Source organism: Oceanimonas smirnovii ATCC BAA-899, from assembly GCF_000381965.1.
Lineage (GTDB): Bacteria > Pseudomonadota > Gammaproteobacteria > Enterobacterales > Aeromonadaceae > Oceanimonas > Oceanimonas smirnovii.
In genome coordinates this window covers 60,715-75,832 of the sequence record NZ_KB908464.1, presented here as the reverse complement: position 1 = coordinate 75,832, position 15,118 = coordinate 60,715, and the positions used below count along the sequence as shown (strand labels likewise).

Sequence of the window (15,118 nt, the reverse complement as noted above, 5' to 3'; positions counted from 1 at the left end):
ATTGACTTTGTTACGTTATAACAGTTTTCTTGTTATGTTGTAAAGCACCTCTGTTTTGCTCTCGAATAAACGCAATAAAGGCCTGTTCGGCCCGAGACAGCCGCCTGTCTTTGGGCCAGGCCAGGCACAGGTCGAGAAAATAGGGGGTGTCAAATGAGATAGGCACCAGATCCTGGTCTTGCTCCACCACCATGCGCAAAAAGCTGGTAATGGCAAATCCCTGGCGTACCACGGCCTTTAACAGCGGGATCAGGTTACTCTCAAAGCCGATGCGCGGTTGTATGCCAAGGGTGCGGGCCATATCGTCTATGTGCTCTCTTAAATGAAAGCCATGGCGAAATACCGCCAGTTCTTCCCCCAGAAACTCGGTCAGTGCCAGGCTCTGCTTGTGAGCAAAGGGGTGTTCCCGGGCCACCACCGCCACCATTTCTTCCCGCAGTAACGGCAGACCATTCAGGCCGGCAGGCAAGTCCGAGGTAAGCACTATGCCAAGCCCCAGCCGGCCTTTCAGCAGCTGATCCAGCACTATCTGAGTTCCGGCTTCCTCTACGCGAATGCTCAAGCCTGAGTAACGGTGTTTAAAGGCCATTAACAGCGGCGGAAAATAAAATGAGCCCAGCATGCTGGGAATGCCAATGGTCACTTCACCGGCTTCCAGGTTGTGCAGGGCGCTCATATCCTGCTCGGCCAGGGCAAGAGCGGCCAGAATGCGTTCGCTGTGCTCAAACAGGCGTTTGCCTTCAGCGGTAAGGTGCAGCCTGCCCTGATGCCGCTCAAACAGAGTGAGGGACAGCTGTTGCTCCAGCTTTTTAATGGTCATGGTAACGGCGGGCTGCGCCAGATGCAGCTGCTCGGCGGCACGGGTAATGTTGCCGGTGTGGGCCACAGCCATAAACTGTTTCAGCCAGCGAGGATCAATCATCACTATTTGTTATTTAATTAATAATTTTTATATATTTAACTTATTTTTATGCCGGGCGTAAAGTGAAAGCGTGTTCCTCCTATTCACGAGTTTGCCATGCATGATTTAAAAACATCCCCCTGGTGGCGAGCCACCCTGGCGCTGGGCCTGGGCTCCATGCTGGTATTTCTTAATCTGTATGTGGCTCAGCCCTTGCTGCCCATGCTGGCGCAGGATTTTTCACTGTCGGCGCTGGGGGCGGGCTGGGCCTTGTCGGCGGCCACGCTGGGGCTGGCCACCGGCTTGTTGTTCTGGGCCCGGATTGCAGATCGGATTGGCCGCAAGCGAGTGATGCTGGGCACCCTGCTGGTGGCCATTGTGCTGGGGTTGTTAATGGCCTGGGCACCCAACTATGCCAGCCTGGTCGCGTTGCGGGGTTTGCAGGGCTTTTTTCTGGCAGGACTGCCGGCTACCGCTGTGGCCTATATGGGGGAAGAGTTTACCCCACGCGCGCTGGTTACCAGCATTGGCATCTATATTGCCGCAAACTCCCTGGGTGGTATTGGTGGCCGGGTGTTCGGTGGCCTGATTGCCGGCTGGAGCGGCCACTGGCAGCAGGCGTTTCTGGTGCTGAGTGCGGTCAGTCTGCTGCTGTGGGCGCTGTTGCCACGCTTGTTGCCCGACTCCCGCTGCTTTGTGCCGGCCGGCAAAGGCGATGGCAGTCATGCTTTGCTGGAGCATGTGCGCAACCCGCTGCTATGGCCCATTTATCTGGTAGGCGGGCTTAATTTTATGGTGTTTCTTAATCAGTACACCTATGTGGCCTTTTATTTATCGGCCCCGCCGGTATCCATGGCACCCGCCGCCCTGGGCCTGCTGTTTTTAACCTACCTCACCGGAACCCTGGCCTCCGGAGTCAGTGGCATACTGATCAGCCGCTTCGGGCTGACCAACACGCTGCTGGCCGCCATTGTGCTGATGGCCTTGGGCAGCCTTGGATTGTTCAGTGCGCGTTTGCCGGTGCTGATGGCCACGCTGTTAATCGACAGCTTTGCATTTTTTCTGGCTCATGCCTGTGCCAGCAGCTGGGTAGGGCGCAGTGTGACGCATAACCGGGCACTGGCGTCGTCACTGTATCTGGTGTTCTATTATGCCGGTGCCAGCCTGGGCGGTTTGTATCTTTATCCGTTCTGGCAGGCCGGGGGCCTGCCCGGTGTGGCCGTGGGCATGATAGTGGTCATGAGCATCACCGCATTACTCACGGTGCGGCTGGGGCGAGTGCAGCCGTGCTGTGAGGCATAAAAGACATGGTTGCTTTGGCAGAGGCTCCGGGTGTGACGGCGTTTTTAAAAATAATCTTCCGGTACCGGGACGACTGCACCTTCGGTGATTTCCGTCGCAATGGTATCGGCCAGACTTTGGCAGTGAAACTTTACCTGCAACGGGGGCAGGGCCAGGGTCAGCTCGGCGGGCATGGCAGCTTGGTTAAACGGCACATGTGAGTAGTTCTCAAGCAAGGTGTGCAGGCAGGGCACCACTATTTCGCCATGCTCCAGCCCGGTGCAGTGGGTTTTGCCGGGTTTGGGCGCGGCCAGCTCCAGGCAGGGCACTGGGCCAAAAGGACCGGCCAGCGGCTGATGCAGGGCCCAGGTAATAATGGGGCGGCCGCCAATCATGCCTTCCACCAGCACGGTGCCGTGCCGGGCCAGTGCGGTTTTGAGTGACAAATATTCCTGAGCGCTGGATGCCCGGTAACAGATGTGATCCATGGGACCCAGATTCAGCGACAGACCATGTTTTATAAAGCCGGCAGCCAGATCATTAAAAAAAGTCTGAGTATCGCCCAGCAGGGCATCAAGGGTACTTACCATTTGCGTTTTGGCTCAAACAACACATCCAGCTCGGATTTTTCGTTTTCTTGTTCCTCTTTTTGCTGCTCCGCCTGCTGCTGCCTGGTGTCCATGTCGTTAATCCAGGTCTGAATGGTTTCTTCAATATTCAGCAGCTGCTCGTCTTTGTCGGGCAGATTGGCCAGGATCTTTTTGCCTTTTTCCAGCATCTGGCGGGCAGCGGCGGTTTCGCGGTTGTTCAGGCTCATACGTACTCGTTTGAGCAGGTTGGAAAGGTTGATTTTCAGCTGCACCAGCTCAAGACGACGATCTTCCGCCACAAAGGCCTGAGAGCCTATCTTGCCGCGGTTATGCTCCTGACGTACCACATTGCGCAGCCGTTTCACCAGCCGCAGCATGTGCAGTGCCTGCTGATCCGACTCGGGCCGGCGAAAGCTGCCCTGCACCGGCGGAAAGTTGTCTCGGGCGTCCTGGATCTGCTGCTGGACGTTATTGAGCCGGCCGGTTAGCTGAGGGTTGCCCGGGTCCGCTTCCAGCATGGTTTTGAGACTGTGCCGGACCCGCTGATACAGTGTAAGCACCAGAGTGCGGCTATAAGGCAGCTGTCCGGCATTGAGCAGCAGCTCTTCGGTTTCATTCACAATCTGGTTCTGGCGCACCAGAATGCTGCGTTTTTCTGCTGCCTGCTTTTGCCGATATTGCTGCAGCATGTTGTAAACGATAACGAGGAACAGCAGGGCGCCTATGGTTATCAGTACCAGGGTCAGTATCATCGGCAAGGCTCGCTAGAATTGGGTCACGCATGAGCTGAAATGTTAACTCACACAACCGGCTTTGGCTAACGTCCTGCACCAATAAGACACGAAGTTTCAGACCGTTAGCTGGTCATTGATAAGGTATAACGGCTTCAATTCAGAGGATCTTTTGCCAAGGTCTGGTAGTATTTACACAAGTCACCATGAATTCGGAGCATCATGAAGCTTCAACAGTTGCGCTATATCGTCGAGGTTGCCAATCATAACCTCAATGTTTCTGCTACCGCAGAGAGCTTGTATACCTCTCAGCCGGGCATCAGCAAGCAGGTACGTATGCTGGAAGATGAGCTGGGAGTTCAGGTGTTCGAACGCAGTGGCAAGCATCTTACCCAAATTACGCCTGCCGGCCGTGACATTATTCGCATTTCCAGTGAAATACTGGGCAAGGTGGAGAGCATCAAGGCAGTCGCCAGCCAGCATACCCACCCGGATCAGGGCTCGCTGAATATTTCCACTACTCATACCCAGGCCCGCTATGCGCTGCCCGGTGTGATCAAAGGCTTTATTCAGCGCTATCCCAAGGTGTCTTTACATATGCATCAGGGCACACCGGTGCAGATCAGCGAGTCGGTGGCCAAGGGCTCGTCCGACTTTGCCATTGCCACCGAGGCCATGCACCTTTATCAGGATCTGATCATGCTGCCCTGTTATCACTGGAATCGTTGTATTCTGGTGCCAAAGGATCATCCGCTGGCCTCGATCAGCAAGCCGGGCATTGCCGACATTGCCGGGTTTCCGCTGGTGACTTATGTGTTCGGTTTTACCGGTCGCTCCGAGCTGGATGTCGCCTTTAACCGTGCCGGTTATGAGCCTAATGTGGTGTTTACCGCGACCGATGCTGATGTGATCAAAACCTATGTGCGTCTTGGCATTGGTATTGGTGTGCTGGCCAGTATGGCCGTTGATCCGGTAGAAGACAGTGATCTGGTGGCCATTGATGCCGGTCATTTGTTTGATCCCAGCACCACTAAAATCGGTTTTCGCAAGGGCACTTTTCTGCGCAGCTATATGTATGACTTTATGGAGCGTTTCGCTCCGCATCTTACCCGTGAGCGGGTAGACAGAGCCATTGCTCTGAAAGCCCCGGATGAAATAGAAAAGCTGTTTGAGGACGTAGAGCTGCCCATGCGTTAATCCCCCCCTTCGGGGGAGCTTGAAGCGGGAAGCTGGAAGTGGCAGGGATTGGACGTTTCGAGCGGTGCTTGAAGAAACTGTTTGGTGTGTTAAATGGATTCCGGCTCAAGGCCGGAATGACAATAAAAAAGCCTGCTGGCACCAAATGTCTGCAGGCTTTTTGTTTTTATGTCTGAGCTTCTAGCTTCTAGCTTCTAGCTTCCAGCTGTCAGTGTCCGAGCCCCTTGCCGGCGTCATCTTTGGCGATCAGCTCAATTTTGTAGCCGTCCGGATCTTCCACAAAGGCAATCACAGTGCTGCCGCCTTTTACCGGGCCCGGCTCCCGGGTGACTTTGCCGCCGGCGGCGCGAATTTGCTCGCACATGCCATAAATATCTTTCGCTTCAATGGCGATATGGCCGTAAGCGTTACCCAGATCGTAGCTCTCGGTACCCCAGTTGTAGGTCAGCTCCAGCACGGCTTCGTCTTTTTCCTCGCCATAGCCCACAAAGGCCAGGGTGTATTCATACTCGGCATTTTCGCTGGTACGCAGCAGTTTCATGCCCATAATGTCGGTGTAAAAGGCGATGGACTTGTCCAGGTTACCCACTCGCAGCATGGTGTGCAGAATACGCATGTTGTTGCTCCCGTTTATTGAGTGTTGGCGCGGTTATTCACCGGCCGGATATTGCTTGTCTTTAAATTCGCACAAATCCTCGATCACGCAGGCGCCACAGCGGGGCTTGCGGGCGGTGCAGACATAGCGTCCATGCAGAATAAACCAGTGGTGCACATCGAGCTTGAACTCGGCGGGCACCCATTTCAGCAGCTTTTGCTCCACTTCGTCGACGTTTTTACCCGGAGCAAAGCGGGTGCGGTTAGACAGCCGGAAAATATGCGTGTCCACGGCAATGGTGGGCCAGCCAAAGGCGGTGTTGAGCACCACATTGGCGGTTTTGCGGCCCACCCCGGGCAGGGCTTCCAGCGCCTCGCGGCTTTCCGGCACCTCGCCACCGTGCTTGTCCAGCAGTATGGCACAGGTTTTAATCACATTTTCGGCCTTGGAGTTGAACAGCCCAATGGTCTTGATGTGCTCTTTTACGCCCTCCACACCCAGGGCCAGCATGGCGGCGGGGGTAGGGCCGGCGGCAAACAGCCCGATGGTGGCCTTGTTCACGCTCACGTCGGTGGCCTGAGCCGAGAGCAGCACCGCAATCAGCAGCTCAAACGGATTATTAAATTTCAGCTCGGTAGTGGGGTGGGGGTTTTCCGCCCGCAGCCGCTCCAGAATTTGCCGGCGTTTGTCCATGTTCATAATGAGGTCACTCTTGCCCGGGTTACTTCCGCCTTGGGCTCGGGAGCCCGGCGTGCCGCCAGCCGGCCGTCTATCCAGTTTTTGGCGGCCACCATCAGCCCCAGGCCAATAAAGGCCCCCGGTGGCAGAATGGCCAGCAAAAAGCCGTTGTCCAGATGCAGCACGTCAACCTTAAGGCTGGCAGCCCAGTCGCCCAGCAACAGCTCGGCACCGTCAAACAGGGTGCCCATGCCCAGCAGCTCACGCAGGCCGCCCAGCACCAGCAGCACGGCGGTAAAGCCCAGGCCCATCATCAGGCCGTCCAGTGCCGCCAGGGCTGGACTGTTTTTAGACGCAAAGGCCTCGGCACGGCCGATAATCACGCAGTTGGTTACGATCAGCGGAATAAAAATACCCAGAGACTGATAAAGCCCGTAGGTGTAGGCGTTCATCAGCAGCTGCACACAGGTCACCAGGCTGGCAATAATCATCACATAAATGGGAATGCGCACTTCATTGGGCACCCACCGGCGCACCAGGGAGACGGTGAGGTTGGAGCCCACCAGCACCAGCAGGGTGGCAATGCCAAGGCCCATGGCGTTGGTCAGGGTGTTGGTGACGGCCAGCACCGGGCACAGCCCCAGAATTTGCACCAGTGCCGGGTTATTGCTCCACAGGCCCTGGCGAACAATGTCTTTGTGTTGTTCTGTCATAAGGTTTCTCCACAGCGAGGGGCTGTTGTCAGCAGCTGAGGCTGTTCATTCACCAGCAGCAGTACCTTGCGCACCGCACCTACCACGGCGCGGGGGGTAATGGTGGCACCGGTAAAGGCGTCAAACTGACCGCCGTCGTTGCGCACCGCCCAGCGCGGATCGTCGGTACCGTTCAGCCGCTTGCCGTCAAAGTCCAGCAACCAGCGTGATTTTTTCAGTTCAATTTTGTCACCCAGGCCCGGCGTCTCGTTGTGGTTCAGCACCCGTACGCCCGAGAGAGTGCCGTCGACATTCACGCCCACCACCAGCTTGATTTCACCGCTGTAGCCGTCGGGGGCAATGGCTTCAATGGCATAACCCTGTATTTCACCCTGCTTAACGGCAGTAAACACCGGCAGGGGATTACGGCTGCCCAGATATTGCGGGCTTTGCAGTGCCACACAGTGTTCATACAGCGGCTCATCATGGGTGCTGGCAGGCAGCAGCTCGTTCAGCACCTGTAGCAACTGGGCCTGCTCCTGCTCAATAATTGTGCTGCGGGTCAGGCTGTTGGTCAGGGCAATCAGCGCGGTGCACACCAAAGCAAAGGCGGCCAGCACCAGTCCGTTTTTGCGCATGGTTTCCAGCATCAGCGGCGCTCTCCGTAGGTGGCGGGTTTGGTCAGGCTGTCGATCATGGGCACGGTTAAATTGGCCAGCAGCACGGCAAAGGCGATGGCATCGGGGTAGCCGCCAAAGGTGCGGATCAGGTAAATCAGCAGGCCAATCAGGGCTCCGTAGATCAGCCGGCCTCTGAAGGTGGTGGAAGCCGACACCGGATCCGTAGCAATAAAGAAAGCACCCACCATGGTGGCACCGGAAAACAGCTGAATAAGCGGGCCGGCGGTGTTATCCGGCGAGATCATAAAGCCCAGAAAACTCAGCACTGCCAGAGTAACCAGAATGGACACCGGAATGGTCCAGCTGGTGAGCTTTAACCGCAGCAGCGCCATGCCGCCGGCCAGATAGGCCAGATTCACCCACTGCCAGCCAATGCCCGCCAGGCCGCCAAAGACCGGCTCGCTCAGTATTTCACCGGCGGTGTGCCCTTGAGTAAAGCCGGTTTTAAGGGTATCCAGGGGCGTGGCCATGGTGGTGCCATCGGCCAGCTCCCGCAGCTGGTGCGGGCTGAAGCCGTCCAGGGTATAACCGGTGAAAATGGCCGACAGGCTGTCGGCCAGCCCGGGCGGGTATTGCTGCAACTCCAGCGGCGGCAGCCAGCTGGTCATGTGCAGCGGAAACGACACCAGCAGCAGCACATAGGCCACCATGGCGGGGTTAAAAATATTCTGGCCCAGGCCGCCATAAAGTTGCTTGGCAATAATAATGGCAAAGGCGGTGCCTATTACTACCATCCACCAGGGCGCCAGCGGCGGTATGGCAATGCCAATCAGCAGGGCGGTCAGCAGGGCCGAGTTGTCCTGCAATATGGTTAACGGACGCTTGCGCAGAGTCAGCACCAGCCCTTCGGCGGCGTAGGCGGTCAGCACCGCCAGCGCAATTTGAATGAGACTGCCCCAGCCAAAAAACCACCATTGCATGGCAATGCCCGGCAGCAGGCAATAGCAGACCCTGCGCATCAGGGTGGCCGTGCTGAGCGGGGCATGATCATGGGGTGAACTGCTGATATGAAAACCCATCAGGACTCGTCTTCCGTTTTTGTGTTTGAGTTGGCGGCAGCAGCCTTGCGGGCCTTGGCCCGGGCTACGGCGGCGCGAATGGCGGCTTTTTTATCGTCGTCAGATGTTTCCGCCGGCTTTTCGGCGGGTGCTTCTGCCGGTGCGGCCCCGGCTTGCTCTGCAGCCTGCGCCGCTTTGCGGGCTTTGGCACGGGCCACGGCGGCCGCCACAGCCGCTTTTTTATCGTCAGCCGGGGTGTCAGCTGGCGTGGCGGGCTCGCTTGTCTCTGCGGCCTGAGCCGCCTTACGCGCCTTGGCTCTCGCTACCGCAGCGGCCACCGCCGATTTTTTGTCATCAGCAGCGGCTGGAGGCGTAGCTTCAGCGGCCTTGCGCTCGCGATTGCGGCGGGCTTCTTCCTTGCGGGCGGCGCGGGCGGCGGCCATGTCGTCGGTGCCCTCGGCCTGCTTGCGGGCTTTTACCCGGGCCAGTGCGGCAGCCACCGGATCTTCACCACCGGCGTCCACTTGTTCTTTCATGCGGGCCTTGCGCTCGGCAGCTGCTTTTTGCTGACGCGCCTGACGCTCGGCTTTTTCCCGCTCCAGCCGGGCCTGACGGGCCTCAAAGCGTTTTTTTGCCTGCTCGGCCTGTTCGGCTTCGCGCTGGGCCTGACGAATATCGGCCTTGGCTACCCGGTAATATTGCACCAGCGGGATCTGGCTGGGGCACACCCAGGCACAGGCACCGCATTCAATACAATCGAACAGGTGATGGCTGTTAAGCTTATCGTGCTCGTTGGCGCGGGCATGCCAGTACAGCTGCTGAGGCAACAGGCTGGCAGGGCAGGCATCGGCACACTGGCTGCAGCGAATGCAGGGCTGCTCTGCCGCCGGTGGTGCCAGCTCGTGGCTGCCCGGGGCCAGAATGCAGTTGCTGCCCTTGATCACGGGCGCAGCAGCGGTGTGCAGGGTAAAGCCCATCATGGGCCCGCCCATAATGATGCGAGGCTCGGGGCCGGGCACAAAGTCAAAGCGCTTCAGCAGGTGGCGCACCGGTGTGCCAATGCGCACCCAGGCGTTGCACTTCTGGCCAAAGCCTTCGCCGGCCAGGGTGACTACCCGCTGAATAAGCGGTTCGTCGTCGAGCACGGCGCGCTTCACCGCAAAGGCGGTGCCCACGTTCTGCACTACTATGCCAATGTCGGCGGGCAGGCCGTTGCGGGGCACCTGTTTGCCGGTGAGCACTTCAATCAGCTGCTTTTCACCGCCGGACGGATATTTGGTGGGCACAGACACCACCAGTATCTGCTCGCTGCGGTTGGCCTCACGCAGGGCGGCCAGGGCTTCCGGCTTGTTGTCTTCCACCGCTATCACGGTCAGCCCGGGCTGCACTATGTGCTGCAATATGCCCACGCCGGCCAGAATGTCATCGGCGTGCTCGCGCATTAAGCGGTCGTCGGCGCTGATATAGGGCTCGCACTCCACGCCGTTGATAATAAGGACTTCTATCGCTTTTTTACGCGGGCGCAGTTTAACGTGAGCCGGAAAACCCGCGCCGCCCAGGCCGGTAATGCCCGATTCATGAATGCGCTGCAGCAGCACATCGGCATCCATGGTGTGAATGTCGGTCATGGGGTAGCGAGGGCGCCATTCGTCCTTGCCGTCGGGCGTAAGAATAATGCAGTCGCCTTCCAGCCCGGACGGATGACACAGCGGCCGGCGTTCAATGGCGCTGATGATGCCCGAGGTGGGCGCATGCACCGGCATCATCATGGGATTATCGGGATCGGTAAGGCGCTCGCCCTTGAGCACGCTATCACCCACTTTTACCCGTAAACGGGCCGGCTGACCAATATGCTGGCGGATTTGCAGCACCAGCTCGTCGGGCAGACCGGCATCAGCAATGGGGCTCTGGTTGGCGGGCGCTTTGCGCTCGGGCGGATGAATGCCGCCATGAAAGTCGTGCAGTTTGCCTGCCTGGAGTTCCTGTAACAACGACATTTACTTCACCTGCTTAATGGCAATGGGCTCAAGCTGCCATTTCCAGTTGTCGGGAGTCACCTTGACCGGCACCATTTCTATGCAGTCGGTGGGGCAGGGGTCCACGCACAAGTCACAGCCGGTGCATTCGTCGGCAATGACGGTATGCAGCGCCTTGGTAGAGCCCACAATGGCATCCACCGGACAGGCCTGAATGCACTTGGTGCAGCCAATGCACATGTCTTCATGAATAAAGGCGACCTTTTTCTCAGGCTCGGCGGCGTCTTCACCCATGGCCTGGGGCTCTACCCCCATCAGATCGGCAATTTTACGCATGGTGGCATCGCCGCCGGGCACGCATTTGTTAATGTCGTCGCCGTTGGCCACGGCTTCGGCATAGGGCCGGCAGCCGGGGTAACCACACTGGCCGCACTGGGTTTGCGGCAGCAGCTCGTCCAGTTGCTCCACAATGGGGTCCGACTCCACACGAAAGCGCACGGCGGCAAACCCCAGAATAAGCCCGAACACCAGCGCCAGCAGCGCCAGCACCACAATGGCGATAAGAATCTGTGTCATATTACAACTTCACCAGTCCGGTAAAGCCCATAAAGGCCAGTGACATCAGGCCGGCGGTCACCAGCGCCAGCGCCGGCCCTTTAAAGGGGGCGGGCACATCGGCACCGGCCAGCCGCTCGCGCATGGCGGCAAACAGCACCAGCACCAGGGAAAAGCCCACGGCAGCCCCAAAGCCGTAGATCAGGCTTTGCATAAAGTTGTGCTGCTCGTTGATGTTGAGCAGGGCCACGCCCAGCACGGCGCAGTTGGTGGTGATCAGCGGCAGAAAAATGCCCAGCAGGCGATACAGCGCCGGACTGGTTTTATGCACCACCATTTCGGTGAACTGCACCACAACGGCGATCACCAGAATAAACGACAGGGTGCGCAGATAAAGCAGATCCAGCGGCAGCAGAATATACTGGTTCACCAGATAAGAGCAGGCGGCAGCCAGGGTCAGCACAAAGGTGGTGGCCAACCCCATGCCAATGGCGGTTTCCAGTTTGCCCGACACCCCCATAAACGGGCACAGGCCAAGAAACTTCACCAGCACGAAGTTGTTGACCAGCACGGTGCCGACAAACAGCAGCAGGTATTCAGACATGATCACTCGGCATTCAGCAATAAACGGGGGTTATTATCGGACTTTATGACCCGTTTAACAATGCCACGATTTACACGGGTTTACGTCAAGGTATTGATTAACATACCGATAACCGCCAGCGTACAGAGTGATAAAGAGCCGTAGTGCATCACGGGCCGCGACACCAGGTGCAAACTGTGCACCGCCAGCCAGTTACCGAACAGGGCTGCGGGGGCCAGGGGCAGCGCCAGCTCAAGGTGGGTTTGGGTAAGAAAGCCGCCACTGGCCAGCGCACCGGCTGACATCAGGGTAGATACCACAAAAAAGCCCGCCAGGTTGGCGCGAATGCGGTGCATGTCGGCACCGTGCATTACCAGCACCATGGGCGGCCCGCCTATGGTGGTGCTGGTGCCCATTACTCCCGACAGAAACCCGCCCAGCGCCATATTGGCTCTGGTCATGGGCAGAGCAATGTCTTTCAGCCGCACCAGCACACCTAGCATAATGGTGACAGCAATGAGTATTGCCAGCCATTTAACGGGCAGCACCACCAGCAGCCACACACCCACCGCACTGCCGGGAATGCGAGCCAGCAGCGCCGGCGCCAGCAGGTTCATCTCTATGCCCTTGCGAAAGCGCCAGCCGTTTACCATGCACATCACCAGCAGCACCATCATCAAGGGGCCGGGTACCAGCACGGGATCGAGATAAAACAAAATAGGCGCGGCTACCACCGCCATGCCAAAGCCGATGGCGGTTTGCACATAGGCACCGGTAAAGCAGGCCAGGGCGGCAAGTATTAATGTCAGGGTATCAAGCTGCTGCATAACGGCTCACAACAAAGAACAAAGCACCATTATGACCATTGGTTATAACAAGCAGAAGGCCAAACGGCGCTGGCCTTATCAATAATGTGGGCTGGCACCAATTAAGCCATCAGCCGTAAGCTGTCAGCTATAAGTAGCCAGAGTGAGGTTGGCGATGAGCGAAGCGAATCCCAACTACTCAAGGACTGTATACGTAATTGTCTGAAGAATGGATTCCGGCTCGGAGGCCGGAATGACAAGTCCCTATTCCCCAGTCCCTAATCCCTGTTACTCAGAACAGCGTATTAGACAGCTGATACATTTCTTCGTTAAACGGGCGGCGCAGGTGCTTGATGCAGTCGATAATATCGTGATGCACAATATGGTTATTCTGCAGGCCCATGCAGCGGCCGCCAAAGCCTTCCAGCAGCAGCTCCACGGCGCGGGCACCCATGCGGCTGGCCATAATACGGTCTTGCGCCGTGGGCGTACCGCCCCGCTGAATATGCCCCAGAATGGTGGCGCGGGTATCGCGGCCGGTGGCATCCTGAATATCTCTGGCCAGCTGGTTTACATCACAGACGTTTTCACAAATGGCCACAATGGCGTGCTTTTTGCCCTTGGCCACCCCTTCGTGAATTTGCTGAATAAGCTCATCCTTGTCAAAGGCCACCTCGGGCACAATCACGTATTCCGCACCACCGGCCACGGCGGCAGAGGAAGTGAGATCGCCACAGTGCCGGCCCATGATCTCCACCACCGAAATGCGGTTGTGGGAGCTGCAGGTATCCCGCAGCCGGTCAATGGCTTCCACTGCCACATTCAGGGCCGTGTCAAAGCCAATGGTAAAGTCGGTGCCGGCAATGTCGTTGTCGATGGTGCCGGGAATGCCGATGCAGGGAAAGCCCATCTCGGTCAGGCACATGGCACCCATATAGGAGCCGTCGCCGCCCACCACCACCAGGCCGTCTATACCGTGTTTTTTCAGGTTGGCCACCGCTTCTGCCCGCACCTGCTCCTGCTTGAATTCGGGAAACCGTGCCGAGCCCAGAAAGGTACCGCCCCGGGTAATCACATCCGACACACTGTGCCTGTCCAGCGGTATTATCTGATCCTGATGCAAACCAAGATAACCACTCTGAATGCCAAACACTTCCAGACCATGATGCAGGCCGGTACGCACCACAGCCCGAATGGCCGCGTTCATGCCCGGTGCATCACCACCGCTGGTGAGTACTCCAATGCGTTTAATCATGAAATCCCTTAAGCCCCCGCGCGAATAATGGCGGCAAATTCGTCGGCCTTGAGGGCGGCACCGCCCACCAGAGCACCGTCTATGTCTTCCATGGCAAACAGGCCGGCGGCGCTGTCACCTTTTACTGAGCCACCGTAAAGAATTTGCACGCCGGCGGCCACAGTGGCGCTTTGTGCAGCCAGGAACTGACGAATGGCGCTGTGCACACCCTGCGCAATCTCGGGAGTGGCGGTTTTGCCGGTGCCAATGGCCCATACCGGCTCATAAGCGATAACCGCACGACCGAGGGCTTCAATGCCGCACCGGTCAATCACGGCCTGCAGCTGGCGTTCAACCACGGCTTGCGTTTCACCGGCTTCAAACTGCTCAAGCGTTTCACCAATGCACAACACAGGTACCAGATTTTGCTCCAGCACGGCGGCAAACTTGGCGGCCACCACGGCATCAGACTCATTGTGCAGGGTGCGGCGTTCGCTGTGGCCCACCAGCACATATTTAACGCCAAATTCCTTATACATGGCCGGCGAGTTTTCACCGGTAAAGGCACCGCTGGTATTGATGTCGGCATCCTGTGCGCCCAAAGCAATGGGGCTGCCGGCAAGCTCGGCTTCGGCCTGGCCTAAAAACAGTACGGGCGGGCACACGGCCACAGCCACAGAGGCGGCGTCGGCGGCAGGCGCCTTAAGGGCAGAAATCAGCTCGTGCACCATGGTTTTGCTGCCATTCAGTTTCCAGTTACCCATTACCAGAGTCTGTCGCATTGGTCAGTTCCTTTCAGTTAAATGATGGGGGATTATAGGGATTTGCTAAAGCTTGTGCACTTCTATCCACAGCCTGCCCAGATATTCATGCCAGGCCAGCTCACTGCGCGCTAAATATCGCGCCTGAGGCAGGTAACTATATAGCGGCAAGGTGCCGGCACTGTCTTTGGCCTGATGATCAACAGGGGCAGGCAGAGGCGCGGCGTTCTTGGCAGCAAACAGCGCCATGGCGCGGGGCAGGTGGCTGGCAGAGCTGATCAGTACCGCCGTGCGATCCTTAATCAGCGGCGTGATGGCGGCGGCTTCCTCGGTGGTGTTTTTCGGCTCTGGCAGCATCACAATGCGACTGGCTTCAATGCCCAGTGCCTGCGCCACCTCGCCATAAAGTTCGGCACTGGAGCGGCCCTCGCTGCCGGCATAACCGCTTACAATCAGCCGGGCTTGCGGGTAAGCATGAGCCAGCCGCACTCCTTCGCTGATGCGCGCCAGCGCCGCATTGCCCAGCTGGCTGAGCAGGGGCAGGCGCGGGTCTGCCACCTGAGCGGCACCCAGCACAATAATATCGTCAACGGGTTGGCTGCCCGCGTTAAAAGGCGCATAGGTTTGCTCCAGCGGGGCAATCAGCGCATTGGCTACCGGCCGGGTGCTGAGCAGCATAAGTGCCAAAAGAGACGCAGACACAAAGACAATTCCACTGCGCTTATGGCGCATCATCAGCAGAAACACACCAAACAACGCCGTTAAAAGCAGCAGGGGCAGGGGTAACAGCAGGCTGCCCAGCCATTTTTTAGCCAAAAAGGAAGCGGTCATGCACTCTCGCATTTGTTAACCGTACGGGT

Annotated in this window: 16 protein-coding genes and 1 pseudogene; 2 read left to right on the top strand and 15 right to left on the bottom strand. The window is 57.8% G+C overall.

The features are described 5' to 3' along the window. Positions 1 to 10: 10 nt before the first annotated feature. Entirely contained in the window at positions 11 to 922 is a 912-nt protein-coding gene (locus tag G364_RS0112010; protein WP_019935393.1) for a LysR family transcriptional regulator, read from the bottom strand. Between the two features lie 96 nt (positions 923 to 1,018). Here G364_RS0112010 and G364_RS0112005 point away from each other — a divergent pair, with 96 nt between their 5' ends. Next, on the top strand, positions 1,019 to 2,203 hold the full coding sequence (locus G364_RS0112005) for an MFS transporter (RefSeq protein WP_019935392.1): 1,185 nt from the start codon (positions 1,019 to 1,021) through the stop codon (positions 2,201 to 2,203). Between the two features lie 44 nt (positions 2,204 to 2,247). On the opposite strand, the gene G364_RS0112000 is transcribed toward G364_RS0112005, so the two are convergent. Together G364_RS0112000 and G364_RS0111995 are read right to left on the bottom strand one after the other, a co-directional pair. Further along, positions 2,248 to 2,772 (bottom strand): VOC family protein, encoded by a 525-nt coding sequence (locus tag G364_RS0112000; protein ID WP_019935391.1) that lies wholly within the window; start codon positions 2,770 to 2,772, stop codon positions 2,248 to 2,250. Then, positions 2,766 to 3,524, bottom strand: a complete 759-nt coding sequence (locus G364_RS0111995) for a hypothetical protein (protein WP_019935390.1) — start codon at positions 3,522 to 3,524, stop codon at positions 2,766 to 2,768. Before G364_RS0111995 ends, G364_RS0112000 begins: the two co-directional genes overlap by 7 nt. Before the next feature lie 201 nt (positions 3,525 to 3,725). Between G364_RS0111995 and cysB the strand changes: the two genes are divergently transcribed. Further along, positions 3,726 to 4,700, top strand: a complete 975-nt coding sequence (gene cysB / locus G364_RS0111990; protein ID WP_019935389.1) for an HTH-type transcriptional regulator CysB — start codon at positions 3,726 to 3,728, stop codon at positions 4,698 to 4,700. A 208-nt stretch (positions 4,701 to 4,908) separates the two neighbouring features. On the opposite strand, the gene gloA is transcribed toward cysB, so the two are convergent. From gloA to elyC, 12 genes and pseudogenes are all read right to left on the bottom strand, one after another. Further along, on the bottom strand, positions 4,909 to 5,316 hold the full coding sequence (gene gloA / locus G364_RS0111985; protein ID WP_019935388.1) for a lactoylglutathione lyase: 408 nt from the start codon (positions 5,314 to 5,316) through the stop codon (positions 4,909 to 4,911). A gap of 33 nt (positions 5,317 to 5,349) precedes the next feature. After that, positions 5,350 to 5,994 (bottom strand): endonuclease III, encoded by a 645-nt coding sequence (gene nth / locus G364_RS0111980; RefSeq protein WP_019935387.1) that lies wholly within the window; start codon positions 5,992 to 5,994, stop codon positions 5,350 to 5,352. Further along, positions 5,991 to 6,686: an electron transport complex subunit E gene (locus G364_RS0111975; RefSeq protein ID WP_019935386.1), complete on the bottom strand. Its 696-nt coding sequence runs from the start codon at positions 6,684 to 6,686 to the stop codon at positions 5,991 to 5,993. Before G364_RS0111975 ends, nth begins: the two co-directional genes overlap by 4 nt. Beyond that, positions 6,683 to 7,315, bottom strand: a complete 633-nt coding sequence (rsxG, locus tag G364_RS0111970; RefSeq protein ID WP_019935385.1) for an electron transport complex subunit RsxG — start codon at positions 7,313 to 7,315, stop codon at positions 6,683 to 6,685. The genes G364_RS0111975 and rsxG overlap by 4 nt, the downstream gene beginning before the upstream one ends. Then, the gene (gene rsxD / locus G364_RS0111965) at positions 7,315 to 8,364 is read right to left on the bottom strand and encodes an electron transport complex subunit RsxD (protein WP_019935384.1); all 1,050 of its coding nucleotides are present in this window, start codon (positions 8,362 to 8,364) and stop codon (positions 7,315 to 7,317) included. The genes rsxG and rsxD overlap by 1 nt, the downstream gene beginning before the upstream one ends. A gap of 35 nt (positions 8,365 to 8,399) precedes the next feature. Then, a pseudogene (gene rsxC / locus G364_RS0111960) lies at positions 8,400 to 10,340 on the bottom strand (electron transport complex subunit RsxC); the annotation flags it as partial. Continuing rightward, positions 10,341 to 10,895, bottom strand: a complete 555-nt coding sequence (gene rsxB, locus G364_RS0111955) for an electron transport complex subunit RsxB (RefSeq protein ID WP_019935382.1) — start codon at positions 10,893 to 10,895, stop codon at positions 10,341 to 10,343. Position 10,896: 1 nt separating this feature from the next. Then, positions 10,897 to 11,478: an electron transport complex subunit RsxA gene (gene rsxA, locus G364_RS0111950; RefSeq protein ID WP_019935381.1), complete on the bottom strand. Its 582-nt coding sequence runs from the start codon at positions 11,476 to 11,478 to the stop codon at positions 10,897 to 10,899. Between the two features lie 80 nt (positions 11,479 to 11,558). Then, positions 11,559 to 12,284: a sulfite exporter TauE/SafE family protein gene (locus G364_RS0111945; RefSeq protein ID WP_019935380.1), complete on the bottom strand. Its 726-nt coding sequence runs from the start codon at positions 12,282 to 12,284 to the stop codon at positions 11,559 to 11,561. Positions 12,285 to 12,555: 271 nt separating this feature from the next. Continuing rightward, a complete protein-coding gene (pfkA, locus tag G364_RS0111940) occupies positions 12,556 to 13,518 on the bottom strand; it encodes a 6-phosphofructokinase (RefSeq protein WP_019935379.1) in 963 nt (320 codons plus the stop codon). Between the two features lie 8 nt (positions 13,519 to 13,526). Beyond that, a complete protein-coding gene (tpiA, locus tag G364_RS0111935; protein ID WP_019935378.1) occupies positions 13,527 to 14,279 on the bottom strand; it encodes a triose-phosphate isomerase in 753 nt (250 codons plus the stop codon). Positions 14,280 to 14,324: 45 nt separating this feature from the next. Next, positions 14,325 to 15,089 (bottom strand): envelope biogenesis factor ElyC, encoded by a 765-nt coding sequence (gene elyC / locus G364_RS0111930; RefSeq protein WP_019935377.1) that lies wholly within the window; start codon positions 15,087 to 15,089, stop codon positions 14,325 to 14,327. Between the last annotated feature and the right edge of the window lie 29 nt (positions 15,090 to 15,118).